This is a genomic window from Methylobacterium sp. E-045 (genome assembly GCF_022829685.1).
Lineage (GTDB): Bacteria > Pseudomonadota > Alphaproteobacteria > Rhizobiales > Beijerinckiaceae > Methylobacterium.
The window spans coordinates 1-24,340 of the sequence record NZ_JAKSYE010000110.1 but is presented as its reverse complement, the minus strand read 5'-3'; the positions used below and the strand labels follow the sequence as shown (position 1 = coordinate 24,340).

General features: G+C 61.7%; 33 protein-coding genes and 1 pseudogene. 13 read left to right on the top strand and 21 right to left on the bottom strand.

The window, feature by feature from the left end; all coding sequences use genetic code 11:
• The 3 genes and pseudogenes from istA to MKK51_RS20900 all read left to right on the top strand — a co-directional run.
• Positions 1-1,244, top strand: a pseudogene (istA, locus tag MKK51_RS20910) (IS21 family transposase); the annotation flags it as partial.
• 8 nt (positions 1,245-1,252) lie between these two features.
• Entirely contained in the window at positions 1,253-1,987 is a 735-nt protein-coding gene (gene istB, locus MKK51_RS20905; RefSeq protein WP_279601257.1) for an IS21-like element helper ATPase IstB, read from the top strand.
• Between the two features lie 157 nt (positions 1,988-2,144).
• Positions 2,145-2,354: a hypothetical protein gene (locus tag MKK51_RS20900; RefSeq protein WP_243980508.1), complete on the top strand. Its 210-nt coding sequence runs from the start codon at positions 2,145-2,147 to the stop codon at positions 2,352-2,354.
• A gap of 400 nt (positions 2,355-2,754) precedes the next feature.
• Here the strand turns inward: MKK51_RS20900 and MKK51_RS20895 are convergent, their stop codons facing one another.
• Positions 2,755-4,083 carry an AmpG family muropeptide MFS transporter gene (locus tag MKK51_RS20895; protein ID WP_243980506.1) on the bottom strand — a complete coding sequence of 443 codons (1,329 nt, stop codon included), beginning with the start codon at positions 4,081-4,083 and terminating at the stop codon, positions 2,755-2,757.
• A gap of 82 nt (positions 4,084-4,165) precedes the next feature.
• A complete protein-coding gene (locus MKK51_RS20890; RefSeq protein WP_243980504.1) occupies positions 4,166-4,594 on the bottom strand; it encodes a hypothetical protein in 429 nt (142 codons plus the stop codon).
• Positions 4,595-4,826: 232 nt separating this feature from the next.
• On the opposite strand from MKK51_RS20890, the gene MKK51_RS20885 reads away from it, so the two are divergent.
• Positions 4,827-7,097: a TonB-dependent siderophore receptor gene (locus MKK51_RS20885; protein ID WP_243980512.1), complete on the top strand. Its 2,271-nt coding sequence runs from the start codon at positions 4,827-4,829 to the stop codon at positions 7,095-7,097.
• A 49-nt stretch (positions 7,098-7,146) separates the two neighbouring features.
• Here the strand turns inward: MKK51_RS20885 and MKK51_RS27625 are convergent, their stop codons facing one another.
• The 13 genes from MKK51_RS27625 to MKK51_RS20825 all read right to left on the bottom strand — a co-directional run bounded on the left by MKK51_RS27625 (position 7,147) and on the right by MKK51_RS20825 (position 14,376).
• Positions 7,147-7,542 carry a transposase gene (locus MKK51_RS27625; RefSeq protein ID WP_409565740.1) on the bottom strand — a complete coding sequence of 132 codons (396 nt, stop codon included), beginning with the start codon at positions 7,540-7,542 and terminating at the stop codon, positions 7,147-7,149.
• Positions 7,543-7,650: 108 nt separating this feature from the next.
• Positions 7,651-8,646 carry a site-specific integrase gene (locus tag MKK51_RS20880; protein ID WP_409565739.1) on the bottom strand — a complete coding sequence of 332 codons (996 nt, stop codon included), beginning with the start codon at positions 8,644-8,646 and terminating at the stop codon, positions 7,651-7,653.
• Positions 8,647-8,789: 143 nt separating this feature from the next.
• Entirely contained in the window at positions 8,790-9,014 is a 225-nt protein-coding gene (locus MKK51_RS20875; protein ID WP_243980500.1) for a hypothetical protein, read from the bottom strand.
• A gap of 242 nt (positions 9,015-9,256) precedes the next feature.
• Positions 9,257-9,652: a hypothetical protein gene (locus MKK51_RS20870; RefSeq protein WP_243980498.1), complete on the bottom strand. Its 396-nt coding sequence runs from the start codon at positions 9,650-9,652 to the stop codon at positions 9,257-9,259.
• 11 nt (positions 9,653-9,663) lie between these two features.
• On the bottom strand, positions 9,664-9,957 hold the full coding sequence (locus MKK51_RS20865; protein WP_243980496.1) for a ribbon-helix-helix domain-containing protein: 294 nt from the start codon (positions 9,955-9,957) through the stop codon (positions 9,664-9,666).
• Positions 9,954-10,616: a ParA family protein gene (locus MKK51_RS20860; RefSeq protein ID WP_243980488.1), complete on the bottom strand. Its 663-nt coding sequence runs from the start codon at positions 10,614-10,616 to the stop codon at positions 9,954-9,956. The genes MKK51_RS20865 and MKK51_RS20860 overlap by 4 nt, the downstream gene beginning before the upstream one ends.
• Before the next feature lie 230 nt (positions 10,617-10,846).
• Positions 10,847-11,026, bottom strand: coding sequence for a hypothetical protein (locus tag MKK51_RS20855; protein WP_243980486.1), 180 nt, complete (start codon positions 11,024-11,026; stop codon positions 10,847-10,849).
• A complete protein-coding gene (locus MKK51_RS20850; protein ID WP_243980483.1) occupies positions 11,023-11,313 on the bottom strand; it encodes a hypothetical protein in 291 nt (96 codons plus the stop codon). Before MKK51_RS20850 ends, MKK51_RS20855 begins: the two co-directional genes overlap by 4 nt.
• Positions 11,314-11,317: 4 nt before the next feature.
• Complete coding sequence (locus MKK51_RS20845) at positions 11,318-11,782, bottom strand: hypothetical protein (RefSeq protein ID WP_243980482.1); 465 nt, start codon at positions 11,780-11,782, stop codon at positions 11,318-11,320.
• A 71-nt stretch (positions 11,783-11,853) separates the two neighbouring features.
• Entirely contained in the window at positions 11,854-12,663 is an 810-nt protein-coding gene (locus MKK51_RS20840; RefSeq protein ID WP_243980480.1) for a hypothetical protein, read from the bottom strand.
• A gap of 62 nt (positions 12,664-12,725) precedes the next feature.
• Positions 12,726-13,193 (bottom strand): hypothetical protein, encoded by a 468-nt coding sequence (locus MKK51_RS20835; RefSeq protein ID WP_243980478.1) that lies wholly within the window; start codon positions 13,191-13,193, stop codon positions 12,726-12,728.
• A 78-nt stretch (positions 13,194-13,271) separates the two neighbouring features.
• The gene (locus MKK51_RS20830) at positions 13,272-13,700 is read right to left on the bottom strand and encodes a penicillin-binding protein (RefSeq protein WP_243980477.1); all 429 of its coding nucleotides are present in this window, start codon (positions 13,698-13,700) and stop codon (positions 13,272-13,274) included.
• Between the two features lie 10 nt (positions 13,701-13,710).
• Complete coding sequence (locus MKK51_RS20825; RefSeq protein WP_243980475.1) at positions 13,711-14,376, bottom strand: hypothetical protein; 666 nt, start codon at positions 14,374-14,376, stop codon at positions 13,711-13,713.
• A gap of 87 nt (positions 14,377-14,463) precedes the next feature.
• Between MKK51_RS20825 and MKK51_RS20820 the strand changes: the two genes are divergently transcribed.
• From MKK51_RS20820 to MKK51_RS20810, 4 genes are all read left to right on the top strand, one after another.
• Positions 14,464-14,727, top strand: coding sequence for a helix-turn-helix transcriptional regulator (locus MKK51_RS20820; protein WP_313898824.1), 264 nt, complete (start codon positions 14,464-14,466; stop codon positions 14,725-14,727).
• Between the two features lie 140 nt (positions 14,728-14,867).
• On the top strand, positions 14,868-15,218 hold the full coding sequence (locus MKK51_RS20815) for a hypothetical protein (RefSeq protein ID WP_243980467.1): 351 nt from the start codon (positions 14,868-14,870) through the stop codon (positions 15,216-15,218).
• A gap of 64 nt (positions 15,219-15,282) precedes the next feature.
• Positions 15,283-15,630: a DUF3800 domain-containing protein gene (locus tag MKK51_RS27620; RefSeq protein WP_409565738.1), complete on the top strand. Its 348-nt coding sequence runs from the start codon at positions 15,283-15,285 to the stop codon at positions 15,628-15,630.
• Between the two features lie 194 nt (positions 15,631-15,824).
• Complete coding sequence (locus tag MKK51_RS20810; RefSeq protein WP_243980465.1) at positions 15,825-16,064, top strand: DUF6894 family protein; 240 nt, start codon at positions 15,825-15,827, stop codon at positions 16,062-16,064.
• Positions 16,065-16,067: 3 nt separating this feature from the next.
• Here the strand turns inward: MKK51_RS20810 and MKK51_RS20805 are convergent, their stop codons facing one another.
• Positions 16,068-16,292, bottom strand: a complete 225-nt coding sequence (locus MKK51_RS20805; protein WP_243980463.1) for a hypothetical protein — start codon at positions 16,290-16,292, stop codon at positions 16,068-16,070.
• Between the two features lie 386 nt (positions 16,293-16,678).
• On the opposite strand from MKK51_RS20805, the gene MKK51_RS27615 reads away from it, so the two are divergent.
• Positions 16,679-16,918 (top strand): DUF6894 family protein, encoded by a 240-nt coding sequence (locus tag MKK51_RS27615; protein ID WP_409565737.1) that lies wholly within the window; start codon positions 16,679-16,681, stop codon positions 16,916-16,918.
• Positions 16,919-16,921: 3 nt separating this feature from the next.
• Here MKK51_RS27615 and MKK51_RS20800 read toward each other — a convergent pair whose 3' ends face one another.
• On the bottom strand, positions 16,922-17,374 hold the full coding sequence (locus MKK51_RS20800; protein WP_243980461.1) for a hypothetical protein: 453 nt from the start codon (positions 17,372-17,374) through the stop codon (positions 16,922-16,924).
• 61 nt (positions 17,375-17,435) lie between these two features.
• On the opposite strand from MKK51_RS20800, the gene MKK51_RS20795 reads away from it, so the two are divergent.
• The gene (locus tag MKK51_RS20795) at positions 17,436-18,215 is read left to right on the top strand and encodes a DUF3800 domain-containing protein (RefSeq protein ID WP_243980451.1); all 780 of its coding nucleotides are present in this window, start codon (positions 17,436-17,438) and stop codon (positions 18,213-18,215) included.
• Between the two features lie 168 nt (positions 18,216-18,383).
• Here MKK51_RS20795 and MKK51_RS20790 read toward each other — a convergent pair whose 3' ends face one another.
• Positions 18,384-19,325 carry an IS1595 family transposase gene (locus MKK51_RS20790; RefSeq protein ID WP_243980450.1) on the bottom strand — a complete coding sequence of 314 codons (942 nt, stop codon included), beginning with the start codon at positions 19,323-19,325 and terminating at the stop codon, positions 18,384-18,386.
• A gap of 268 nt (positions 19,326-19,593) precedes the next feature.
• Here MKK51_RS20790 and MKK51_RS20785 point away from each other — a divergent pair, with 268 nt between their 5' ends.
• Positions 19,594-19,827 carry a DUF2171 domain-containing protein gene (locus MKK51_RS20785; protein ID WP_243980448.1) on the top strand — a complete coding sequence of 78 codons (234 nt, stop codon included), beginning with the start codon at positions 19,594-19,596 and terminating at the stop codon, positions 19,825-19,827.
• A gap of 382 nt (positions 19,828-20,209) precedes the next feature.
• Complete coding sequence (locus MKK51_RS20780) at positions 20,210-20,413, top strand: hypothetical protein (RefSeq protein WP_243980447.1); 204 nt, start codon at positions 20,210-20,212, stop codon at positions 20,411-20,413.
• Between the two features lie 257 nt (positions 20,414-20,670).
• Here MKK51_RS20780 and MKK51_RS20775 read toward each other — a convergent pair whose 3' ends face one another.
• Positions 20,671-21,126, bottom strand: coding sequence for a MucR family transcriptional regulator (locus MKK51_RS20775; RefSeq protein WP_243980433.1), 456 nt, complete (start codon positions 21,124-21,126; stop codon positions 20,671-20,673).
• 142 nt (positions 21,127-21,268) lie between these two features.
• On the opposite strand from MKK51_RS20775, the gene MKK51_RS20770 reads away from it, so the two are divergent.
• Complete coding sequence (locus tag MKK51_RS20770) at positions 21,269-21,445, top strand: hypothetical protein (protein WP_243980431.1); 177 nt, start codon at positions 21,269-21,271, stop codon at positions 21,443-21,445.
• Between the two features lie 138 nt (positions 21,446-21,583).
• On the opposite strand, the gene MKK51_RS20765 is transcribed toward MKK51_RS20770, so the two are convergent.
• Both MKK51_RS20765 and MKK51_RS20760 read right to left on the bottom strand, forming a co-directional pair.
• Positions 21,584-23,206 carry a calcium-binding protein gene (locus tag MKK51_RS20765; protein ID WP_243980422.1) on the bottom strand — a complete coding sequence of 541 codons (1,623 nt, stop codon included), beginning with the start codon at positions 23,204-23,206 and terminating at the stop codon, positions 21,584-21,586.
• Positions 23,207-23,531: 325 nt separating this feature from the next.
• A complete protein-coding gene (locus tag MKK51_RS20760; RefSeq protein WP_243980420.1) occupies positions 23,532-24,212 on the bottom strand; it encodes a thermonuclease family protein in 681 nt (226 codons plus the stop codon).
• Positions 24,213-24,340: the final 128 nt, after the last annotated feature.

The window sequence follows — 24,340 nt, the reverse complement described above, 5'->3', positions numbered from 1 at the left end:
CACAGTGTCCGGTATCGAGAGCACTACGGATGGTGGGAACCGAGCATGGCATGCGACCCGAGGGGCAACTAGCCAAGACCTCATGGTGGCAGCCCGCATTGGTCCCGGCACAGTCGGTCATGCCGTTGTCGTTCTGCGCGGGCATAGCCTACCAGCTACTCACGAGCCTCGAAGTAGTGCTGATCGCCGACAAGACCGTCACGGTCAAGGACGACCACATCCTCCTGTCCCACTCACGCATCCTGTTCGTGCTGGACTATCCGCCCGAGAGCCAGGAGATGGTGTTCGACGCCCATGACCGGGCGTTCGCGTTCTTCCAAGGCACCTGCCAGCGCGGCATCTACGACAACATGAAGACCGCGGTGGAGACGATCTTCGTCGGGCGCGAGCGCGCCTACAATCGCCGCTTCCTGCAGATGTGCTCGCACTACCTCGTCGATCCGGTCGCCTGTACGCCGGCTTCGGGCTGGGAGAAGGGGCAGGTCGAGAACCAGGTCGGGCTGGTGCGCGAGCGCTTCTTCACCCCGCGTGTCCGGGTGAAGAGCTACGAGGAGCTGAACGCGCTCCTGCTCGATGGGGTGATCGCCTACGCCAAGGCCCATCCCCATCCCGAGGAGCGCGAGCGCACCGTCTGGGAGCGGTTCGAGGCCGAGCGGACAGCCCTCGTTCCCTATGCTGGCCGCTTCGACGGCTTCCACGCCGTCACCGCTTCGGTGTCCACGACCTGCCTCGTGCGCTTCGACAACAACCGCTACTCGGTCGCCGCCTCGGCCATCGGTCGGCCGGTCGAGGTACGGGCCTACGCCGAGCGCGTCGAGATCCGGCAAGACGGGCGCGTCGTCGCCGAGCACGAGCGCGCCTTCGGGCGGGATCAGACCGTGTTCGATCCCTGGCACTATGTCCCCGTGCTCGCCCGCAAGCCCGGCGCGCTCCGGAACGGTGCACCGTTCAAGGACTGGGTCCTGCCTCCCGCCCTTGACCGGGTCCGACGCAAGCTCGCCGGCAGTGCCGGAGGGGACCGTCAGATGGTGGAGATCCTCACCGCCGTGCTCGCCGACGGGTTGCCGGCCGTCGAGGCGGCCTGTGCCGAGGCCCTACGCGAAGGCGTGCACTCGGCCGACGTCGTCCTCAACATCCTCGCCCGGCAGCGCGAGCCGACCCCGCCCGTCACCATCCTGACCCCCGAGAGCCTGCGGCTGCGCCACGAGCCGGTCGCGGATTGCGCCCGCTACGACAGCCTGAGGAGCCCCCCATGATGGAACGCCAGAACATCCTCGCCACCATGGGCGAGCTGAAGCTCTTCGGGATGAAGGCGGCCTACGACGAGATCATCAAGGTCGCGCTCAAGCGCACCCACGAACCGCAGCAGATCGTCGGCGACCTGCTCCAGGCCGAGATCTCTGAGAAGCAGGCACGCTCGATCCGCTACCAGATGACGATCGCCAAGCTGCCCCTGGCCAAGGACATCGCCGAGTTCGCCTTCGACGGCACCCCGATCAACGAGGGTTTGGTACGCGCGCTCTCCGGCGGCGAGTTCCTGGCTCACCAGCGCAACGTCGTACTCGTCGGCGGGACCGGGACCGGCAAGACCCACCTCGCCATCGCCATCGCGCGAGCCTGCATTCGAGACGGGGCGCGGGGCCGGTTCTACAACGTCGTCGACCTCGTCAACCGGCTCGAAGCCGAGGCACGCGCCGGCCGCCAGGGCCGCATCGCCGACCATCTCGCCCGGCTCGACCTCGTGGTGCTCGACGAACTCGGCTACCTGCCGTTCGCGCAGTCGGGCGGCCAGCTCCTGTTCCACCTCATCAGCAAGCTCTACGAGACCACCTCGATCGTGGTCACCACCAACCTCGCCTTCGGGGAATGGCCAAGCGTGTTCGCTGGCGACGCCAAGATGACCACGGCGCTGCTCGACCGGCTCACCCACCATTGCGAGATCGTCGAGACCGGCAACGAGAGCTGGCGCTTCAAGAACCGCGCCTGAGGCCGGCACGCACGTCGCGCCTGCTGGACCCCTGATAAGCCCGGCTGCGCCACCCCGACCCGCTTCGCCGGGCTGATCAGGGGCGTCCCGCCATACCCATCCAGGGGGTCAAAGTTCGACGCCGATCCAGGGTCAATGTTCAACGCTGTTTGACACAGTGGCCTTCGCGATCCTGATTGCAGGCGTCGGTACGCTCGGCTGGCGCTGGTATCACTACGTCACGGCTGGCCCCACGCCCTACGACGAGGTCGGCATCGAGGTGAACCGTCGCCTGCCAGAGTCGCTGCGGACTTGGGGCTGCGAGCGCATCAAGGAGCGTTTCCCGCGCTCCGTGCCACCCTACGGCTGCCAGCCAGGACAGATCTGATTGAAGCTGGATCAGACGGGCAGCTCGGCTCGCTGGGCATCGTCCAGCTCGTACCGCGGGTGACAAACACGCGGAAAAGTTCTTCTACGAACTGAGTGGCGCACAATCGTGCTTGTTTACAGATAGGCTGCACGCTAGAAGCCCATCCCTGGACAGAAAAAAGGCCGCCCCAATAAGGGAGCGGCCCGAAGTCTAGGGAGGAAACGCCCAAGAAGGGCTGCAGGACCGCGACGCCATCGCGGTCTAACTCCACTGTTGTCGGACGCTGCATCGCACAACGCAAGAGCCGAAAAGCCACGGTGGTATGCCAACCCTGCATGCAGCAGCCGCAATTTTTGTTGTTCCCACCTATGAGCCGATACGTTGGGCGCACTCCGGGCGAAATGTTTCGCTTCGCTTTTCAATGCGTCGGAGCGGGCCGTGGCGGGGCTTCGTCGGAGATACCCACCTTGGCCCAGACGTAGAACGCGAGCAGCGCAACCGGTACGCCGATCAGCGACGTGCCAATGAAGAACCAAGTGAACCCTGTCCGCTCGATAACGAAGCCCGAGAAGCCTGCCAGCACGCTACCTGGAAAGGCGCACAGGGATGTCAGGAGCCCGAACTGGCTGGCCGCGTGATCGGCCGACGCCAGCGTCGACATGTAGGTGATGAGTACCACCGACGCGAAGGCGTAGGCGAAGCCGTCGATGCCGACTGTGACCGCGAAGGTCCAGAAGGCCGTTCCGCCATCGCCTCCGTGCGCGGCGAGGTAGGCGAGGCTCAGATGCGCGGCCGAGCCCGCTACCGTGCCGATCAGTAGGCTCGGTAGCATCCCGATACGGGGAATGAGGGCGCCGGCTAGGAACGTGCCGCCAAGCCCGATCCAGAAGCCGAAGAGCTTGGTGACAGTGGCGATGTCGGTGTTGGAAAAGCCCTGGTGCTTGAACAGCGGTACCGCCATTGCGCTCGCGACGTAGCCCGGCATTCGGAAGCCCGCGACCAGCAACAGGATGACGGGCGCCGTGGGGCCGAGCCGTGTCAGCAGCTCGCGGATGGGCGCCCAGATCGTTTCGACAAAGCCTGACCGAGCGAGATGAGGTACCTTATCTGATGGCGGTTCAGGCGCGAGTACGGCTGCAATCATGCCTACGAGCATCAGCGCGCCCATGCAGAGGTAGGCGCCGCGCCAACCGATCTTGTCGGCCAGGAATAAGGCACCTGCTCCCGCGGCGAGGTTTCCGAGGCGCCAGCCGATCTCCGTCCAGGATGAGAGCACGGCCTGCTTTTCCGGAGGCCGCACGCTGGTGATGCGCCAGCCATCGATAACAAGGTCGAGTGTTGCCCCGGCGAACCCCAAGGCAAGCGAAAAAACGATCGTCCATGCGAGAAAATGCGCTGGATCTCCGAAGGCAATGCCAGCAACGGAGGCGACGACCCCGAGCTGCGCTGCAACGATCCAGCCTCGCCGTCGGCCAAGGAAGCGCCCGAGTAAGGGCGGATCGTACCGGTCGAGGAACGGTGCCCATAGAAATTTGAATTTGTAGGCAAGGGTCAGCTCGCTCAGCAGGCCTATGGTCGCGATCGAGATCCCGATGTCGGAAAGCCAAGCTGACTGTGTCGCGTATACGAGAAGGAAAGGAATGCCCGACGTAAACCCAAGGCCGAGCGCTGGTGCGATCCGTCGATCGGTGAACAGCGCCGACCAGAAGGGTGTCGGCTCTGGTGTTGCCACGACTGCTGAACTCATGTTCGGCTATCTCCGGTCCCGCCCGCTCGAGGTGGCGCGAGGTGAAGACCTCCCCGGCCGTGCCGTTCCATCCTACCGTCGCTCACCCATACGGCCCCCGGAACAGGTCGCCCATGGCCTTCCTGCGGAACAGGGTCCGCCAGCGCCTTCGCTGATGCTCTGGCCGGTCGTGGATCATGTGACAGCGCTGACAGAAGGCCGCGAGGTTCGATCCGGCGTTGTTCGCGGTGTCGTGGTCGCGATGGGCGGCCGCCAGGACTACCCGCGTCGTGCGGACTGTCCCGAGCACGTCGTCGGCCCCTACGGCCAGGCAGACGATCCGCCCTGCCCCGTCCCGCCAAGTTCCCGCCTCAGCGTCCCACCAGCGTCCGTCACCGAGGTGATAGACCGTCCGGCCATGCGGACGTTGGCAGCCTTCACAGCGCCCCCCTGCCCTACGGAAGCGTATCACTGCCGAGAGCTGAGGCCAGTCGATGGGGTAGAAAAAGCGATGCTCGCGCCGGATGGGCATGGCTGCAAAAGGCCATCGCTACAGAGGCGATTGCAAGCAGTTTGGGCCTTCTAGATGCTCGTTGCCGAACGGTCACACTGACGGATCCAGTGAGTTGGCCATCTTGTATACGAAGCCCCGGAGCGATAGCGGAAGAGCAAGAAAGCCAGCGAAAACAGTAGTTTAGCATTATTATAAACTACGGCTCACCGTGTCGGTGGCCTCTGTTGGCATGCATATTCAAGGCACCGACATGCAGATTGCTCACTCTAAGGATTCCCGGCGTTTGCGCAGTGCTGTCTCGAGGATTGCGCTGACAGGCGTGTCTCTCGTCACTCTCATCGTGAGCGCTGCGGCTCAGGAAGCGGCTACATCGCCTCGTGGCGCCGCAAGCTCCTCAGCCCAGGCGAGTGTTCAGCTTCAAGAGCTCAGCGTTGAGGGAACGGGGCGGCCTGGGGGCGCAGGTGTTGGGGGAAGTGCGGTTGCACGGGCGGTCGAGAGCCCGACGGGCCCGGTTACTGGCTACGTAGCAACCCGCTCGGCGACCGCCACGAAGACCAACACTCCGCTGATTGAAACGCCTCAGTCCATCACAGTCGTTGGCCGCGAGCAGATCGATGCGCAGAAGGCGCAGACCTTGACCCAGGCGACCCAGTATACGGCAGGCGTTTATTCGGGAACCTTCGGGGCAGACACTCGTGTCGACTACTTTAGCTTACGCGGATTCATCGCTAGCGATTACGGCATTTACCGCGATGGCCTCCAGGTGCTGAACTACGGCTTCGGTACCTTCAAGGTCGAAACTTTTGGCCTCGAGCGGATTGAGGTGCTACGGGGACCGGCTGCGGTGCTGTTCGGGGCAGGCAACCCCGGCGGCATCATCAACCAGATTACCAAGCGTCCGACCACACAGCCCTTCGGCTACGTCGAAGTTGGTGGCGGCTCATTTGGGCAGGTCTATGGTGCCTTCGACTTCGGAGGGCCGGCTGATGATTCTGGTCACTGGTTCTACCGCCTTACCGGCTTCGGTAAGCAGGGTGGCACCCAGGTGGACGGCGCCCCGGATGATCGCGTCTATATCGCGCCTGCTCTGACCTACCGGCCAAACGGTGGCACGTCACTCACGTTTCTGACGAGCTACCAGCGGGACTCGACTGCGGTTACAGCGAACTTTCTGCCCTACTACGGCACAGTACGGCCTAATGTGAATGGCCTCCGGATCCCGCGGTCGCTGAACGTTGGCGACCCTGCGATCAACACCTTCCAGCGCGAGCAAGTCTTCGCTGGTTACGAATTCGAGCATGCGATCGACCAGACTTGGACGATCCGGCAGAACCTCCGCTACTCGTTCAGCGATGCATTTCAGAATTCGTATCTCAATCAGTTGGGCTATGCCGATCCCGCCACTCAAACAACGCTCTCCCGCTACCAGTTTTTGACCAGTTCAAAGGTTGGAATTTTTCAGGTCGACAACCAAGCAGAAGCGCGGTTCTTCGATGGCTACTTCGCTCACGATTTGCTGCTCGGGGTGGACTACAAGCGTTATGATCTGCACGACAACCAGGGCACAAATTTTGCCGCCGGCTATGCGGTGCCCGGCCTGAGCATCACCAACCCAATCTACGGCCAAATTGTTGGCCGACCGTCACCTTACCTCGTCAACGCCGACACCTTCCAACAGATTGGTATCTATGCCCAGGACCAGATCAAGCTCACTGATCGCCTAACCCTGGTACTCGGCGGCCGGCAGGACTTCGCCGATAACGTGGTGCGCGATCGGCTCAGCCCGGGGAACAGTAGCCAGCGCAGCGACGAAGCCTTCAGCGGCCGTGCCGCCGTGATTTATAACTTCATCGACGGGCTCGCACCCTATGTCAGCTACTCGACCTCGTTCCAACCGCAGATCGGTTCAGATGCTAGCGGCCGTAGCTATGTTCCCGAGTACGGCGAACAGGTTGAGGCTGGCATCAAGTTCGAGCCGATCGGCTACGGCTTCTTCCTGACCGCTGCAGCCTTCGACCTCGTGCGCCAGAACGTGTTGCAGCCGGTTCCTGGAACATTCTTCAGCGCTCCCCTGGGCGAAGTTCGCTCCCGCGGTGTTGAGGTTCAGGCTGTTGCCAACCTCGCAGAGGGACTGAACCTCGTCGGTGCCTTCACTGCTTACGACCTTCAGACTATAAAGGGAAACGCTGATCAAGTCGGCCTTACGCCGACCCGCATCCCTGAAGTTCTGGCCTCGGTGTTCGCCGATTACACGATACTAACCGGAGATTGGCGTGGCTTTGGCTTCGGTGGCGGTGTTCGTTACATTGGACGCTCTTTCGCAGACGTCGCCAACACTTTGACAGTGCCAGAGTATGTTCTCTTCGATGCTCAGGTGCATTACTCATGGGATAAGTGGCGCGCCGCAGTCAATGTAACGAACATCGCGGATCGTCGTTACGTCACATCATGTATCTCAGGAAACGAGTGTTTCTACGGTGATGCACGCCGCGTACTGGCAAGCCTTGCGTACAAGTGGTAAGTACCTTTAGGTACATTTGAGAGGGCTGCCATTCGTTTGGCGGCCCTTTTTATTTATCTAATACACATATTGTTCTCTCGGATAGCCTTCTGCGATTTGTTCGGCGCCAGCGTTCGTCAATCTTTTTTCCGTGTCGAGCAGGTCGAGACAATGTCATTGCCAGTGGATCAAGGGCATGCGCCTCTTCAATCCATCCCTCTTCCGCTAGTGCTAAGAGCATCTCAGTCCAAAAAGGACGGTGCCGCCAGTTGCGGAACGCTTGGCTTATTGTTCCCGACCTACCATACCTTTTGGGGCAATCTTTCCACGCATATTTGTTCAGTAACACATATAATATGCCTGACATAACGCTTCGTACGTCGGTCTGCTTGAGTGATGATGCTGGAAAATGCTTTGATATTGTCTGCCACTGGGCATCGCTTACCCAAAGATCTTCGTAGATCATTGAAAACTGATCCAACTTTGAGGTGTGTAGGAGGGTACTAATGGCTAGCGCCCTGGTACTTTGCAACCTACATCCAGCGATCAGTGATTTCGTACAATTCCTCGAGCGCTAAAGAAACCCGCTCCCCGAGTGATCCTTGAACGCATTAGCCCGCCGAATGTAGCCGAGCACAGTCCGTGGATCGCGATGACCCGACTGATCCATGATGCGAGCCAGATCCGCGCCCCGCTCGGCCGCAGTCGTGATGTAGCCGGCGCGGAGGCTATGAGCCCCGAAGGTCGAGGCATCGAGCCCGGCCGCGAGGGCGTACCGCTTGATGATGTCAGCGACGGCCTGCGTCGTGAGGCGCGGAGGAGTCGCCAAGCTGGCGAGACCTCGCACCCTCCCCGACCGTGACACCGGACGGAACACAGGCCCTTCCGTGATCCCGGCAGCGTCGAGCCAGTCGCGCACCAGGGCAACCGGCCGGATGAACCGCCCATGCGGGATCGCCTTCTCGACGCCCTTGCCCTCCTGGTCGGTCTTCGAGCGCCGAACCAGCACCCGCAGGCCCTCGGCATCCTCGCGGAGATCCGCGACATCGAGGGCGACGAGCTCGGAGCGCCGGAACGCGCCAGCGAAGCCCAGCGCCAGCAATGCCTTGTCCCGCTTGCCCGCGAGCCCCGGCGGAACGTGCATCAGCATCGCCGTGAGAACATCGACCGTCGCCGCGGCTTTGGGCGTCGCCACCATGCCGGCCCGCCGGCGGATACCCTTCATCACGGCGTGGACCGCCTCGTCCTCAGTCGGATCGGCCGCGCCCGCGAGCTTGTGAGCATACCGGATCGCGGCGAGGCGTCGGCCGATGGTCGAAGTGGCGTGGCCCGCCTCGGCCTCGTGGCTCAGAAACGCCGCCACCGCCTGCGCCGTGGCCGGCAGTGACCGGAACCCGTACCCGGCGCACCACGCCTGAAACACGCGGGCATCCGTCGTGTAGGCCCGCACCGTCGAGCCGGCCTTGCTCGCGCGTTGGTAGGCTTGGACAATGGACGCGAGTTCGGCGGGCAGGAACCCTGCAGGATCAGCCGCCGACAAGTTGTTAGTTGCTGCGGGCACCGCGCCCATGTCGCCAACTTGGCGACTTGCCCCGCCGTGCGGCGAGTGAACGACGACCTCGCCACCATGAGGCAACGCGGGCGCCAAGTTGGCGCTTGCGTCGAGAGCCCCCCGTGTGTCGCCAGCTTGGCGACTTACGAGCCCGCGTCTGGTCACGACACCGCCCCCGTCGCTTCGGGATCGTCGGCATCGCATCCCCTCCCCGCGCCGAGGGCGTTCGCGATCATGTCGCCGAGCACCCCGTCAGCCCAATCGTTCGGAAGGCGCATGTAGTGGCTCGGCCGGCGGATCATCCCGCAGACGAACCGGCCCGCGTCGTGTTCGAGCGCCTGGCACGGCCCCCCGGCCGGCTGGTCGGGAATGTGCTCGCGAGCCACCCCGCACGCCTCTGATGCGCAGCACCAGCCGCAACCGTTGCACGCCGAGCCGAACGCCGGCTTGATCGGAAGCCGCTCCCCTTTGGTGCCGTCTATCAGAACGATTGCTTTCATAGGATCGGCCTAAGACTATAACTTTCGAGAATAACCCTTATCGAAAGTTACGGGCGTGCCGGCTTGATGTGAATCCCGCATGGCTACATGCCAGCCTGTGGGCAGGCGGGCAGTTTTGCGGGCGGGTTTCAGTCGACCGGTCTCAAGACGTCGCAGGGCAGATGCGTGAAGCCCGCCGCGACCGAGGCGAAGAAGCGGTGGTAGCCGTCGGCGAGGCGGTAGTCGTAGGGGAACGGCGGGTGCTCCGGGCGAGGCAGGGCGAATGCCGGGACCGGGTCGATTTCCTGATCGGCCAGCATGCGCGTCAGAACCGTGATGAAGCGACCCCGGGAGAAGCCCCGCCAGTCGAGCGGGACCCATGGGTTCCGCCGGGGAGGCTCGATGACATGGAGGGCGACGATCGTCGCCTCGCCCCGGGCCCGGTATGCGCCGCCTGCGGCACGAGCCCGTGTCAGATCTATCCCTTCGACCCAGGCGTCGGGAATCTCGAAGTCGAAGGGGTGGTTCGGCATCGCGAAGCGCATGGCCCCGCCCCTCACGCGATCCGAGAGAGGCCGCGCTTCTCGAACACGAGGTTGATACCCTCAAGGAGGAGATCCTGCTGTTGGGCGTCCTCGTCGGCGGCGATGCGCTTCAACTGCCGGAACGCCTCGGGGTCGAGGTAAGCGGTCACGACCCGCTTGCCCTCGCGCGTGCTGGCTTTCGGGTATCGCTGCGTCGTGACTGCCTCGCGGGACGCAGGGGCCGGCGCTGGTTCCGCCCGCGCCTCGGCAGGCCGTTCGGCCGGCGCCGTGGACTTGTCGCCGAACAGGCTGGGTCGCTTCGTCATCTCTTGCCCTTTGCCTTCCTGTCCTCTGGCCGGCCTGCGCTCAAGCCCACCTGCCCACAGGCCCACGTGAAGAGCGCAGCCACTTCCTCAGCAGCTTTCCCGTCCGGCTCGTACTCGCTGGCCGACCGTCCATCGATCACGGCATACGAATAGGCAACGCGATGGTGAAGCACCTGCGGGACGACGCGTGTTCCATCCGCTTCCAGACCGCGCCGTGCCTCCTCGACGATGGCGCTCCGACTCGGCGCGGCTGACAGGACCACCCATGCGGGTTTGCGCGCGATCGCTGCGAGGTCCCGTGTCGCCTCGATGGCCTCGAGGTCGAAGGCGGCTGGCCTGCATGGAATGAGGATGAGATCGGCCACGCGAGCGGCAGCGAGTGATGCGCGGTCGGCATTCGGCGCGGTGTCAATGACGAGGAGGCCCGCACCGTTCGACTTCGCCGCCTCGACGAGCTGTGGCAGGCGTTCGGCATGGTCACCAATCACCTCCGGATCGGGGGCCTGTCGCTTGTCGCCCCACTTCCGGGCGGTGGCCTGGGGGTCCAGGTCCACCAAGGCGGTTCGGTAACCGGCTAGAGTGGCGGCGACGGCAAGGTGAACGGCAAGGGTCGTTTTCCCCGCCCCACCCTTCTGACTGATGACCGCGATAGTCCGCACGCCTGCTTCCCTGCATGAAGGCCCGCCGGCCTGCCCACAAGTAGGCATGGCAGGGTTTCGATATGGTTGCTCTCCCCATATCGGGGATGGCCTCGCAGAGGAAGCGAACCAACAGGCCGCTCCCGCCCGAGAGCCGGAGGCAAGAGGGCGCGCATGCAGGCCATCAGTCCTGCATGCAAGCTTGTTGGCAGTTTGGCGTGAAGGATTGTGGGCTAGTGGGCATGTTGATTCTATAGAGCTACTACGTAGACGGCGACGAGGACCGCGGCGGTGATGACGTTGCCGCGGCCGACCTCGTGGCCGGCACGCTTCAGGAGGCTGCAGCGCCAGCGGCGAGCGCGGCCGAGGAAGCGCGCCATGTCGGAATAGCCGAGGGACACGGCGGCGCGCTGAGTGAGACGGAGTTTCATCGGGTGACGTCCTGCTGGGAGAGTTTGCGGTCGGAGTCGGAGCCACGGAGCCAGACGACCTGGCTGCCGTGATGCTGTTCGGGAGCGCCGAGGCACGGTTCAGCGTCGCCGCCGTCCTCAAGGTTCTCATCGCCATCCATGCCGTCGAGAATGGCAATCAGCCGGTCGGCCGCATCCATCGCCGCGAGGGCTGCGGCCTCGATCTCAGCCCGGATCATTGCAGGGGAGGGGTGAAAAGGGTGCCCCACGGCGGGGCGCTTCGGCCGGAGGGTGTGGACGTTGCTCATCGGCTCAATCTCGCACGGGGACAGAAGCTCGGAGCGCCTTGAGCAGCGCGGGGTAGACCTCGGCAAAAACGGTGTCGGAACCGTCCTGCGGCGAGCCGTCCAGGTTGCCGTGTCCGTCCACCCACGTCTCAATGAAAGCCGCGAGAGCGAGGCGCCCCGCTTCGGTGGTCGGTGCGGTTTCCAGAACTTCGGTGGCGAGGTCGGACCATATGTGGGCGAGGCGGAGATCTTCCTCACTTGCGACATCCCAGCCACCGAGAGCTTCCGCCCCCTCGACTTCAAACCGCTTGCTGAATGCGTCCCCGACCTCCCGCGCTGCGTGATAGCGTTCGATGGCAGAGAACACCGGGTCGGCGGGCTGGCGACGGATCACACGCGCAGCGGACGCCTTCAGGCTCGCAGCACGATCCTTCAGGGACGGGCGCCCATCGGCGCGGCGGAACGGGTTGGATAGCTTGAGAGAGGGCACGGCGGCGCTCCTAGGTTTCAGGATTGCAGGACGTGCGCGGCAGGGATCACCGCCGCGCGAGGGCGGCAGCGTCAGAGGCGCCGGCTATCTGCTTCAGAGGCGAAGAGTGCGGCTTCTTCGAACTCGCCACAGGAAATGGCCCGGTCGATCAGGACGATGGATTGACGCCCCGCCGTGCCTCTCTCTTCGGACAGGCCTCGCCGGGCTAACTCAGCGGCGATGTAATCTTGGAAATGGGACAGGCGATCGGCCTCGTTCTCAAGGAGCAGGCTTCCGCCTGCGTCCTCTTGCGCGCCCAGCGTCCATGTGGTCAGGCCCGCCACATCAGTCGCCAGCTTGAACGCATCGTAAGTGCGGATCAGAGCGTTCAAAGACATGCCTGAGAAGTCGGGCGCCAAGGGCTTCCCCGTTGGAACGCTTCCCAGCATCGGGCTACGCGCAATCAGGTCGAGGATGCGAACGTGTTGAGCGTTGGCGTGATCCTCGTCGATGTTGAACCCCTGGTCGGCCCTGAACTCGACGGCGAAACGCGCCAGGGCAACGCAGCCTTCCGCCGTGGTCGGAACCGTCTTCAGCAGCACACCATCAACGTGAGCGAAGAAGGCATCGGTTGCCGCGTTCTGTTCGGGGGTCGGATCAATTGTCCCGGCCGGCAGCGGCAGGTTGGAAGCGCGGGTGCGCGCCCAAACAAGCCGCCCCGTCTCGGAGATGGCCGCTAGAATGGGGTCGGCAGTTGCTGAAGCGACCGGCGCAGTCGGGGCGGCATCCACCGGCTTGCGACGGATGGCATGGGAGGCCGTGGCCTTGAGGGCGGTCAGGCGCTCGCGCAGGGACGGTTTGGCAGGGTCGCGATGGACGAGGCGGGCAAGGGGGTTACGCATGGCTTGACCTCTTGAGGGCTTGTGTCGTTGCAGGCTTGTGGGCAGGCGGTCAGAAAGGCAGATCAGGCCAGCGTGGCGAGGCCGACGAGGGCCATTCCGCCGAAGACGATGACCAGGGCGGCAGCTACCTCGGCGCCGGACATGAGGGCGCGGAGGATCGGGGCGACCGGCTCGCGGGGCGGCGTCACCGGCAGGAAATCGAGATGCAGCGCGCGGGCGAGGTCGCCGGCACGGGCGAGGACCGCGGCGTCCGTGATGCCGTCGTGCTGAATGTGCCAGCGCAGATGCCGAAGGAGGGTGAGAGAGCCGAACCGGGTCGTGCAGGGCGTCACCAGCAGGCGGTCGAGAGCGGCGCTCATCTCAGCCAGGGCTGCGGCCACCCGAGCCTCCGGAGCGGCCTGCCAGACGGACCAAGCCTCGTCGTGGGCGTCGATGGCGGCCAGCACTGGGTCAGCGTGGAAGGGCACACGCTCGACAATGGTGGTCGGGACCAGGGGCAGGGAGAAATCCGGGATCTGGGCATAGTTCATCGGTCGGGCTCCAAGGGGCACGTTGCGGAAGGGATCGAGGAGGAGGCGCCGGCTTACCCGCCGGCAGGGATGCCGGGGTTAGGAGGGCTGGGGCATGGGAAGCACCGCGCCGGGTCGGCCGAACATCTCGCGGAGATACCGGCGAGCCGTGCGACGAGCGCCACGGGTGCCAGGACGAAGGCCCCGCTCGGCGTGGCAGGCGACCAGGGCGTGAGCCCCTTCCAGGCTGGCCGGAGTGAGGGCGTGGAGAGCGCGGCGAGCCTCCCAGCGGTCCAGAGCGAGCGACGAGCGATAGGCCCGCCACTCAGCAGTCAGGCGACCATCGGGTCCGAGATGCGACATGGATGCGAGGCCCGCGAGAATATGCGCCTGGTCAGCATCAGCAGCGCGACGGATGGCGGATAGGATCGGATCGACAGGCCCGGCGGGCGCGCCAGAGCGAAGCAGAGGACCGAGGAGAGCGGCGCTGGCGAGCAGCGTGCGGCGGGTGAAAGGGGGAAAGATCATCGGCCCGGCCTCAGTTCGCGGCCGAGGCGTAGGCCATGGCGGCGGTGCGGAGCCGAGCCGCGTTGTGACGGGCAGCAACCTCGTCGGCGCGCTCGCTGTAGGAGGTCGAGAGACCGACCCGCACGCGAGGCTCGATGGCGTCAGCTGCCTTCAAAGCCTCGATACCGAGACCGGCAAGGCGAAGGGTTTCGCGTGCCTCGGCCCATGCCCGCTTGAGCGCCCAGGTGAAGCAGTCGCGGCCGATCGAGAGGAAGGGGACGCGGGGATAGTTGTACGAAGCGCGGAACAGCTCCCAAGCGCGGGGCAGGACGCCAGCGCGGAGGGCGGCAGGCATAGGAGCCACGGGGGCGACAGCCGGAACGACGAGGCGGCGAGCGGCGATGGCGCAGGCCCAGAAGAAGCGGAGAGCGCGGGAGAGAGCTGCGCCCCAGGTCATGGCCGGGTCGTTCTGGCGGTGCTTGCGGGCCTCAACGATGGCGCAGGCCATGATGGTCGGGACGTTGAAGGTGGAGCCGGTGACGAGGCCGTGCTTCGCAGCCATCCTGGCGCGGTCGGCTTCGCGCTTGGCGTCGTTCTCGGCCTGGATAGCAGCGGCGAACTCGTCCTTGGTCGGGCCACTCTCGCGGATCTCGCGGAGGACCATGGACCAAGAGATGGTGCGGGAGTGGAGGGACATTTGCAAAGCTCGCTTGAAGCAACCTTGCTCTTTTGGTATAACCTCACCAGCTAGAAGTCAACTCTAAAATAGCAAGGTTGCTCAAAAATGGTGATGACGCGGGACCAATGTCGCGCCGCGCGAGCCTTGCTGGATTGGACGCAGGACCAGCTTGCCGAAGCATCAAGCGTATCAAAAAAGACTTTGGCCGATTTCGAGAGTGGCAAGCGCACTCCATACGACCGGACGCTTTCTGACGTTCAGCGCGCCTTCGAGACCGCCGGTATCGAGTTCATCCCCGAGAACGGGGGAGGGGCCGGCATCAGGTTCCGCGAGCGGAAGTCAGCCGACCCGGCGTTGGGCGCTCTATAAAAGGGACCGCATTTTTTAATGGGAATGGGGTGGCCCGTAGGGAAACGCGCTCAGACTTGCGTGCCCTAAAAGGCCCCATTTTCGAGAGCGAGACATTTAAGTCGTTGAGGCTAAGCGCCAATGACTGCTAGGCTTGGCCTGTGAGCCGCACCCGCATTGATCCATCCACTCTCTCAGATCTCGTTGTTTATGCCGACGAGAGCGGGGATCATGGTCTAGCATCCATTGATATCGGGTACCCAATCTTCGCGCTGGCCTTCGTCATCATGACCCGCGACGAGTATGTGGATGTAGTTACGCCAGCCCTGCAACGGCTCAAATTTGCTTATTGGGGCCACGATCAGGTTGTGTTTCACGAACGAGAGATCCGGAAAAGAGTTGGCCCCTTTGCCATGCTGGCTGACCCTTCTACGAACGAGGCATTCCTAGGAGATCTTACCGACCTGATTACGGGGGGCGCCTTTTCGTCTTTGCGTAGCAGTAATCGATAAGGAGCGGTTAAAGGCAAAATACGTTGAGCCATGGAGTCCCTACGAGATTGCACTTCGCTTTTGTATGGAACAGTTGCTTGGTTGCATTCGACAGCATGGAGGACAGGCAGATCGACTCGTACATGTAGTGTTCGAAAGCCGTGGAAAGAACGAAGACGCCGAACTGGAGCTAGAATTTCGTCGAATTGTCGCAAATCAAGCCCGGTGGGGTTATCGCGCTCCTGATTTTTCTTATGCGCGTTTTGAGCCGATATTTGCTCGCAAGGATGCCAACGCAGCTGGGCTACAACTTGCGGATTTGGTTGCACGCCCGTGTGGACTGAAAAGGCTCCGTCCGACGCAGCCAAACAGAGCCTTCGAAGCACTAATGCCTAAGATGGAAAACCACTCGGGGTGGAAGACCTTCCCCTAAAACAAAGGGAATTATACCGTTCGCACATACGGGCGTTGCGGAACCAATCCGTAGTTGAGGCGGCATTGCCCTTCCCAATTTAGAAATATCATTTTCGGGCCAATGCTCTAAAGTGGTTGGATCGCGGCCCTACCATCGGCCCTCCGCGCTTGAGAGACACTGTGTGCTCCCGCCTTCGAAGCGTGGAGCCCCCTATGAATCGCTACTTTTTCGACATCAATGATGGACGCAACGAGCGCGACGACGTGGGCACCTTGTGCGTCGATCTTCATGCCGCCGTGACTGAGGCCAAGAAGCTCCTGCCAGCCATTGCCGCGGATGAGGTACCAAAGGACGGGGAGCGCCAAGCCATTACCGTGCTGATCAGCGACGCAGACGGCCAAGCGGTCTATCTTGGTGCGCTGGCTTACACTGGGACGTGGTTGATTCGATAAACGTCACTCAACCGGCGGGAACAACTCGATGAATCGCACGCCGTCCCACAACTCGACGGCGTGGCCGTCTACCATCGCCTTTGCACGCACTATCGCCTGTTCGTCATCTTGGACCGAGAGGCGAACCATACCGATAACGGCTCCGCTCTTCGCGAGCAGAACAGCACGATAAGCAGGCGGCCGCGACTCGCTTAGGGCATCCATGCGGGATCGAGGTGGATCGGGCATCGCATCGCTCTCCTAGTGGAAGCGGGAGCGCACGACTCTCTCAGTCACCGGAGCCAAGGGTAGAGGCCGATGATGCACAATCTTAGCCTTTATATATGATTGTACACAATGGGCGGCGCGCCCCCTTGGTGCATTTGCTCCATAAGGCCGCTAATGTGAGCCGTCCGCCCAGGTGACGGATGAGCCTGGACCGGCCCGCTCCATGGCATTGAGTAGGTCTACGAGATCATCCGCGTCGTCCAGCGGGAGGTGCGTCTGGCGGATACCCTTCCAAGGGCGATTATACAGTTCGCACTTACGTTTCTTGCAGATATTCGCCCCGGATCGGACGGCAACCAATCCTTCGGTGAATGAATTTCCCTGGAAGCCGGAGCTAGGGGGTAGCTGTGCCGCGATACTTCTTCGACGTCAACGACGGTCGCTTGGAGCAAGATGAGCAGAGCATTGAGTGCGCCGATCTACAGGCCGCCGTGCTTGAGGCTAAGAAGCTTTTGCCTGCTATGTCATTGGATGAGGTATCGAAAGACGGCGAACAACACGCTGTCACAGTCCTAGTGTCAGACGAGAACGGAAAGCCAATTTACTCGGCCGCACTGTCCTATCTCGGAGTTTGGCTACTCCGGTAGCGCCTACTTGGACGCAGCCGGAGTCTTCGGCCTCACGATCTGCCGCAGGTTCGCATCAAAGTCAGCCTCGTTCTCGCTGGCCCCAGCCTCCCGTGCGGCTTCTATGAAGCGGCGCCTCTGCTCCTCCGGCGTCAGCTTCTCTGCCCCAAGCTTGCTGGTGGCTTTAGCCAGCTTCGCTTGGGCCTCCACCACATCCGTAGCTGCCTTGTCGGCGCGGTTCTGAGCCGTGCGTGTGACGAGCTTGGCCGATGCCACTGCCGCCTGCGCTTCAGCTACGACAGCCTGTGCGCGCTCGACGTCCGACGTCAGCTTCTCGGCATCGATCTTGGAGGGCTTGGGTGTCGGGATTTGCTCCACGCGATCCGTTCCACGTTCCGCTACGGCATCGGCGCCTGGCGGGAACTCGCGCTGCTTGGAGGGCGGCTTGGGCTTGGTGGGTGTGTCGGCGATCGCCATTGCGTTTGACCTTCATCGCTTAGCGATTGTGTGCCTCGAATGGCTTCGTCTTAGAAGACGCTTGCTCGCCAAGCCGTTCAGCAACATACTATCGACTCCGATGCCAACGCAAAATCCGCAACAGGACTATGCCTTCTTCTGCGATGAAGCCGGCATCTCAAACGACCGCTACACGGTCGTTGGTGGTCTTTGCGTGCACCGCAGTACGATCGATATCATTCGAGCGAACATAGGCGCCTTTCGCGCTAAAACTAATATGACTAAAGAACTTAAATGGACAAAAATTACAGATCAAAAAGAAGCTGAATATATCAGTCTAGTAGATTACTTTTTCGCCATGAATAATATCAATCACTGTCAGTTTCATTGTGTCATATTTGACAATCATGCCTGGCAGCATAGAAAATACAACAATGGAGACAGCGATGTTGGTTTGTCAAAGTTGTATTATCAATTATTAAATCATAGATTTGCGCGGAATTGTGCGTCAAATGGCACACTATATGTACGTCTGGACAAAAGGAACAGCAGCACTTCACTCAATGACATGAGGGACATGCTAAATTTTGCTTGCGCGAAAGATCACGGAATAACTGGAAGCCCATTCAAACTTATTGAGTCAGCAGACTCGAAAGAATGCGATATACTTCAACTTAACGATGTAATTTTGGGAGCAGTTTGCGCTGCGAAAAACGGTAAACATATATTGGAAACTACAAGAAAGTCGAAGAGAACTATCGCTCAATTAGTACTCGATAAGAGCGGAGCTCAATCGTTCGACAGAGATACTCCCAGATCTGTAGCAAGATTCTCAGTCTGGAACTTTCGCGCTAGAAAATAGTAACGCGGGCCCCACGCCTCTACGCTTCGAATACCGAAGCTACGGACAAGCCGTTCTCCTAGGTGGACTAGGATTTTCGAGGCGGGATGACCCGCGCACAACGATATATGGAAGCGCTCGCGTTAAAGTCAATTAAATTATTTTTTACGTCTTGACAGACTCGCCCTTTCATGCCGACCGGACACAAGACCCCTGATATGTCAAGCGCTTGCCGGTGATACCCTTAAGCGCCCGCTCAGCCCGCTCCACGTCGCCACAGCCCAACCGGACCCGGTTGTTATACCGGAAATCGAACTCCGCGAGGTAGCGATGAAGGTGCTGCTTGCCGCAGTGCTGGTAGACGCCCTTCATGCCGCGCTTGAAGACGGAGAACGCGCCCTCAATCGTGTTCGTGTGGATCGTGCGGTCCACGAGGTCGACGTACTCGCCTTGGCCGTGCCGGGTGAAGCCGTGGCCGCCGGTGAAGGTCGCGGAGAGCTTGCCGTACTGGCCGGCCTCGTCGGTCATCACACGGGCTTCCTTGGCGATGTTCTCCTTGAGGATCGGGAGCAGGGTCTTGGCGCTGAGGTCATCGACGACTATGGAGCGCTTCTGGCCCGTGTCACGGTCGACAAGGCTCAGCACCTTATGCTTGTGAGCGTAGCCACGGCCCTTCTTCTCGCCCTTGGGCTTCACGGTGCGGTCGTTGCCGATGAAGGTCTCATCGACCTCGACAATGCCGCCACCGCCGCCGAAGGGCACGAAAGCGCCTTCGCGCATCGCCTCGCGCAGACGGTGGGTCATGAACCACGCCGTCTTGTAGGTGACGCCGAGGATGCGGTGGATCTGGTGGCTGCTCATGCCCTTCTTGGAGGAGCAGAGGAGGTGAGCAGCCTGGAGCCACAGATGTAGCTTCACGTGGCTGGACTCGAACACGGTGCCGACGGTGACGGTGAATTGCTTCTTGCAGTCGCCGCAACGCCGCAGACCCATCCGACCGCCCTTTACAGCAGTGATTCGACCCATGCCGCCACAGTGGGGACACACGGGGCCTTCCGACCAAAGGAGGCTTTCCAGCTTCTCGAAAGCGGCGGCCTCATCGTGGAAGAACTTGGCGGAAAGGGCGGACATCAGGCTAACTCCTTGGAACAGAAGCTAGACCTTCAGTCCGTATGTGTCAACGATATAATCGCCAAAACAAAGGGGCCCGGGCGAACCCGAAACCCCTCTGCCGACCGGGATAGCCCCAATCCTTTGATCAATATGGCCTTGCCCGCCCCCGATGTCCATGTGCATCGGATCATGCTTCGGGGCTCCGATCCGGCTAGTTCCAAGCCATGGTCAACACAGGAACACCTCGCCCCTGCTTCCGTTGAGATCGAAACAGGGAGTGAAACCGATGGTCGACGTTTCTCAGATCAAGGAACACGCGGACGTGGTCGGATCGGACGGTGCCCATGTGGGCACCGTCGATCACGTCGATAAGGGCGAGATCAAACTGACGAAGAAGGACCCGGCGGCCGAAGGGCTTCACCACTTCATCCCGGTAGATTTTGTCCAGTCTGTCGAGGGCAACACAGTTCGCCTCGACCGCCCTGCGGAGGAGGTCAAGCGGGAGTGGTCGACATCCTGAGCCCTTCCAGCCGCTCACCTATGGAGGATTGCTTTGACCTCACGAGATGATGTCGCACCCAGCGAAACCAGAACGCCACTACCTGCTCACCCCGGGGGAAAGGCCAAGGAGCCGGCCGAACTCGCCGACGCCAGTCCAACGGGGCCACGCTCAGTAGAGCCTTCTGAGGACAAGGGGCCTTCGACAGGGGGATATGACGACCATTCCCCAAGCAACCACCCAACCAACGAGAAGGGTGGTTACGGCGCCGGGTAAGGTCGGATCGCGTCGATACCCTGCCGGCCCGTAATCAGATCGGGGCGGCGGGGCTGATACGCCGCACCACAGCGATGACCCTTGTTCGGCGCCGATGCGTTGGCTGCTGCCGAACAAGGAGACCCCCATGGCAGCGGACGACAAGGCCACGACCTACACCCTAAAGCAGGCTCTTGCAGCGAAGGTTGGCGATCACGTTGAGATTGCCGTCGAAGCCGAGGACGGCACCAGGTTCAAGATCGTGGCGAGCGCGGAGCAGCTTGAGGCTCTCACGGGCGATCTGGAGGGCATCCTCGATGAGGACGATGCGAAGGCCGAGGCTGCGGAGTAGCAGATCAGGTCTCCTCATTGATCGTTAACCATGTAATCCCCATATGAGGATCACACCGATTGCGACCTACGTCGCCTGATCGGAGACGGCCACGATGCTGGGATAGGGTGACGCCGGATGTACGCGCACCCCGTCCTGGCTTCTGTGGCCGTTGGCTTTTCGGCGAGCTCCTCTTGCTGACGCAGTCCAGCGGCACCCGCTCTGTTCTCTCCGCTGGTCGGGCTCAAGACGGCCTAGGGGCCGTCCACGCGCGTCTTTCAGGCCGTAGCAGCCTTGCGAGGCCGACCCGCCTTCTTATTCCGCTGCTGTCCAAGGCCGAGGGACCGAGCAAGCTCCGAGCGCTGCGCTGAGTAGCTCGCAGAGGTCATCGGGTAGTCGGGGGATAGGCCGTACTTCGCCCGGTAGGTCTCGGGGCTCAGCCCACGGAGCGTAAGGTGCCGGCGCAGCGTCTTGTAGGGCTTGCCGTCCTCGAAGCTGATGAGGTGGTCCGGCGTGATCGACTTCTTGATCTCAGCCGGCGTTGCCTTCTCGACCTTGTCCTTAGCCGCTGCGGTGGTTCCGCCTGTCGCGAGACCGCTGACGGCGGCGTGCACGTTGCTCAGCAGTTCGGGCAATGCGCTTACCGGAACCGAGTTGTTGGAGACGTAGGCGGCGACGAGGTCAGCCGTGAGTTCGACGTAGTTGGGCTGAAGATCGGGAGTTTGATCGGTCATATCGCTTTTCTCCAGAGATCGATGAGAGCCCTATAAAGCGAGTTTGGTTTTGGCCTCAACAGATTCCGAGAGTAGTAAGAAAAAAAATTGTTATTAAACGTTACCTACGAAAAGGCCTCAGCACAAGGAGCTAGCCCACCTCATGCCTGACCTCGATGCACTCCTTGAGCGTTTGAAGAACCGCCAGCGCGATCTCATCCTAGCAGCGGCTGAGCACAACACCATGCCGGCGGACAGCGTGCTTAAGCGCATCGCTGAGCTGGAGAACGCCATTGCTGCGGTCGAAGCCGCGGCGGGTGAGGACGTCGGCGAGAGTTAGAAGCACCACGCGACGGGGCCCAGCGAAAATCCCGCCGCGGCCGAAGCCGGGCGGGTTTGAAGGCGGTCCGTCCATGAAGCGGGTAGAACTACGTAAATGTGACCCCGGGTTCCATTTCACCCCGCCTCGCGACCCGACCTAGAAGATGAAGTGCCCCTGATCCTCAAGGGTCGCTGCCGCGATGTTGTGAACGATGATTTTGTGTGAGGCGTCGGTGTCTCCGGCAAAGGTGATCAGGGTGTCGCGACCGTCGTGGACCGAGGCGAAATGGACGTCCCCGATTCCGTTGGCAAAATTGCTCACGTCCAAGGAGTCGTTGTTCAGATCGAACCGCAGGATCTCATCCCGGCCGTAGTTGCCGGCGAACGTGAAGGTGTCCGAGCCGACGCCGGCGAAGAGTTTATCCGTTCCGGCCCCACCCTCGATGGTGGCGCCGCCAGAGCCGGCCACGATGCGATCGTTGCCCGATCCGCCGAAGAGGCTGTTCTGAGCGCCACTGCCGCCTCTGAGCGTATCCTCGCCCGATCCACCCGAGAGGAAGGCGCCGCCATTTCCGGCGATCAGGGTATCGTTGTCGGCATCGCCATAGATGGTGGCGAAGCCGCTTCCGCCCCGGATGGCGTCACTGCCGCCAGCACCATGGATCGTATCCTCGCCTCTGCCGGCGGTGATCGTATCGTCTCCGGTCGTGCCGGTGATGTCGGAACCATGCGAGGTGGTGTTCGTGGATGCGATGCTCTGCGAGATGATCACCTGGCCCGTGCTCACCCCTGACATGTCGAGGGTCGTGTCGTCGCGGACGTAAACCGTCTCGATGCCGGCAAAGTTCGTATCGGTCAGAGCGACGGTGCGACCGCCCAGGACGAAGAGGGTATCGGTGCCCGCGCCGCCATCGATGTCAGTAGGTGTCTCCGTGATCACCAGCCGGTCGTCGCCGAGGCCGCCATCGAGAGTATCCGCACCGCCACCGCCGCGCAGAATGTTGTCGCTATCATTGCCGGTCAACGAGTCGGCAAAAGCACTGCCTTGCACGTATTGAATGCTTGTAAGCGTATCGCCTTCGGCGTCGCCGCCTGTATTGTTGCCCGTGAACAGATTTACGGTAACGCTAGTTGGTGAATGCTCATAACTGGCGACATCAGTTCCATTCAAGCTAAGGATAGCATCAGCACCGCCACCGCCTTCGAAAACGTACGTGCTGTTAGCGCCGAAGAATGTGTCATTCAACTCGCTTCCACGGAACTTCTCGATGTCAGCGAACGTGTCACCCTGAGCGTCTCCCGCATTTGAAAGAAACGGAATGAATGACACTGTCACGCCAGCTGAGGAGTGTTCGTAGCTAACTGTATCGGTGCCTGACCCGCCATCGAATGAGTCACCCCCAACGCCGCCTTCCAGCAGATCGTTGCCACCGCCGCCGGTCAGGATGTCGTTGCCAGCGCCGCCGCGGAGGATGTCGCCGAAGTTACCGCCAGTGAAATTTACTACTTCAATATTATCAGAGAAATCAAAATTTAATGAGTATTCTTGTGCGTTTAATTTTTTAAAGTCTCCAAATTCAGTTGTGCGGTTACTGTCGGAGAAATGGAATCCACCTTGTGATCTATCTGAATAATTGTTAAAAGCAAACGTGGAACCCGAATCATATATTACATATGGACTATTGATGCCGATATAGACGATTGTAAATGCATTTTGCCGTAGTGAAACCGTATTTTGAGGATCGTAATCTCCATTATATGTAAAAGAAACCGATGCCATGCCCGCTCCCTCCTCGCGCGCCTCCAATGCTGTTCTTGCATGAGGACGGGAGGTTTCTTAATTTACGCACGTAGCGCTGGCCAGTGGCGGATTGAACACAACGTAGTAAGCACGAATGACCATGCTCCATTCCGCAGGAGACTTGACCGTGAGCAGTGATGACTACTTCCGCAACGTTTCCTGATTGCCCCACATCTCTGCCAACTCCCGCCGCAGCGCCTCGACCTCGGCGTGGAGGTCGCCGGCGTCAAGAACGGAAAGATTCCTAGCGCCGAGGCGCCCGCCATCCGGTCGCCCTCGCCTCATCCTCTGAGCAAAACATGCGCTAGCCGACCTTCTCGCTGATCCGGGTCCGGTCATAGTCGCGCGATCCGGGGACGTGGAAGACCTTCTCGCCCTTCCGGCTGATGTTGCCCTTGATCGCGCAGCTGCCGGCCTTGAGGGCCGGCTGCGGAGGCATTGGTGAGGGTATGGGACTATCCGGGCCGCCCGGCGCCGCGAACCCCATGGTCATGGCTCGCTCGCCCTTGCGCCAGTCGCCCGGCGCCGTGAAGGAGCCGGCCCATATCCCGAGCTTCCCTGCCTTCGCGGTGTCCTCGGCCGGGACATAGTCCTCCGAGTACCGGCGGTAGGCGATGGCATGCCCCTGCGCGACAAGCCAGCCGTTCAGGTCATCCGCGCCTTTCCGGCAGACCGCGACGGTGCGCCCGTATTTGTCGGTATTCCTGGGATCGCAAGAGACGGGCGTGGAGCCGATTCGGTTGGCCAACGCGAGGGCAGCAGCCTGTCCGCAGCAGAAGTCCTTCCCTGCTCTATCCTGGCAAAGCTGACCGCTCTCCGGTGCATCAATGCCATGAAGGCGGATGAGGGTGCCGCCGATGTCGAGGGTATCGCCATCGACCACCGAGGCCCGGCCGGTGTTCGGCTCGGCCGCAGAGGCAGTGGCAAGGGCCAGGAGGAAGGCGAGGGCGTAGATGATTGAGCGGATAACCTTCTGGAGTATCAAGACACCGTCGCCCCCAATCTGACGACAGGGGACGACGAGGATCCGGCCTTGAGTTAGTTCCCCCACATCCGACGATGCTGGTACTGACGGCTACCCATCCGTCGGTGCATCCGGCTATGGGTGATCCG

Bases quoted from the DNA above. Each gene is read 5' to 3' on its own strand.
- istB (WP_279601257.1), top strand. From the start codon at position 1,253: ATGATGGAACGCCAGAACATCCTCGCCACCATGGGCGAGCTGAAGCTC.
- MKK51_RS20895 (WP_243980506.1), bottom strand. From the start codon at position 4,083: ATGAGTTCAGCAGTCGTGGCAACACCAGAGCCGACACCCTTCTGGTCG.
- MKK51_RS20890 (WP_243980504.1), bottom strand. From the start codon at position 4,594: ATGCCCATCCGGCGCGAGCATCGCTTTTTCTACCCCATCGACTGGCCT.
- MKK51_RS20885 (WP_243980512.1), top strand. From the start codon at position 4,827: ATGCAGATTGCTCACTCTAAGGATTCCCGGCGTTTGCGCAGTGCTGTC.
- MKK51_RS27625 (WP_409565740.1), bottom strand. From the start codon at position 7,542: ATGATCTACGAAGATCTTTGGGTAAGCGATGCCCAGTGGCAGACAATA.
- MKK51_RS20880 (WP_409565739.1), bottom strand. From the start codon at position 8,646: ATGGGCGCGGTGCCCGCAGCAACTAACAACTTGTCGGCGGCTGATCCT.
- MKK51_RS20870 (WP_243980498.1), bottom strand. From the start codon at position 9,652: ATGCGCTTCGCGATGCCGAACCACCCCTTCGACTTCGAGATTCCCGAC.
- MKK51_RS20865 (WP_243980496.1), bottom strand. From the start codon at position 9,957: ATGACGAAGCGACCCAGCCTGTTCGGCGACAAGTCCACGGCGCCGGCC.
- MKK51_RS20855 (WP_243980486.1), bottom strand. From the start codon at position 11,026: ATGAAACTCCGTCTCACTCAGCGCGCCGCCGTGTCCCTCGGCTATTCC.
- MKK51_RS20850 (WP_243980483.1), bottom strand. From the start codon at position 11,313: ATGAGCAACGTCCACACCCTCCGGCCGAAGCGCCCCGCCGTGGGGCAC.
- MKK51_RS20840 (WP_243980480.1), bottom strand. From the start codon at position 12,663: ATGCGTAACCCCCTTGCCCGCCTCGTCCATCGCGACCCTGCCAAACCG.
- MKK51_RS20835 (WP_243980478.1), bottom strand. From the start codon at position 13,193: ATGAACTATGCCCAGATCCCGGATTTCTCCCTGCCCCTGGTCCCGACC.
- MKK51_RS20830 (WP_243980477.1), bottom strand. From the start codon at position 13,700: ATGATCTTTCCCCCTTTCACCCGCCGCACGCTGCTCGCCAGCGCCGCT.
- MKK51_RS20825 (WP_243980475.1), bottom strand. From the start codon at position 14,376: ATGTCCCTCCACTCCCGCACCATCTCTTGGTCCATGGTCCTCCGCGAG.
- MKK51_RS20820 (WP_313898824.1), top strand. From the start codon at position 14,464: ATGGTGATGACGCGGGACCAATGTCGCGCCGCGCGAGCCTTGCTGGAT.
- MKK51_RS27620 (WP_409565738.1), top strand. From the start codon at position 15,283: ATGGAACAGTTGCTTGGTTGCATTCGACAGCATGGAGGACAGGCAGAT.
- MKK51_RS20810 (WP_243980465.1), top strand. From the start codon at position 15,825: ATGAATCGCTACTTTTTCGACATCAATGATGGACGCAACGAGCGCGAC.
- MKK51_RS20805 (WP_243980463.1), bottom strand. From the start codon at position 16,292: ATGCCCGATCCACCTCGATCCCGCATGGATGCCCTAAGCGAGTCGCGG.
- MKK51_RS20800 (WP_243980461.1), bottom strand. From the start codon at position 17,374: ATGGCGATCGCCGACACACCCACCAAGCCCAAGCCGCCCTCCAAGCAG.
- MKK51_RS20790 (WP_243980450.1), bottom strand. From the start codon at position 19,325: ATGTCCGCCCTTTCCGCCAAGTTCTTCCACGATGAGGCCGCCGCTTTC.
- MKK51_RS20785 (WP_243980448.1), top strand. From the start codon at position 19,594: ATGGTCGACGTTTCTCAGATCAAGGAACACGCGGACGTGGTCGGATCG.
- MKK51_RS20780 (WP_243980447.1), top strand. From the start codon at position 20,210: ATGGCAGCGGACGACAAGGCCACGACCTACACCCTAAAGCAGGCTCTT.
- MKK51_RS20775 (WP_243980433.1), bottom strand. From the start codon at position 21,126: ATGACCGATCAAACTCCCGATCTTCAGCCCAACTACGTCGAACTCACG.
- MKK51_RS20770 (WP_243980431.1), top strand. From the start codon at position 21,269: ATGCCTGACCTCGATGCACTCCTTGAGCGTTTGAAGAACCGCCAGCGC.
- MKK51_RS20765 (WP_243980422.1), bottom strand. From the start codon at position 23,206: ATGGCATCGGTTTCTTTTACATATAATGGAGATTACGATCCTCAAAAT.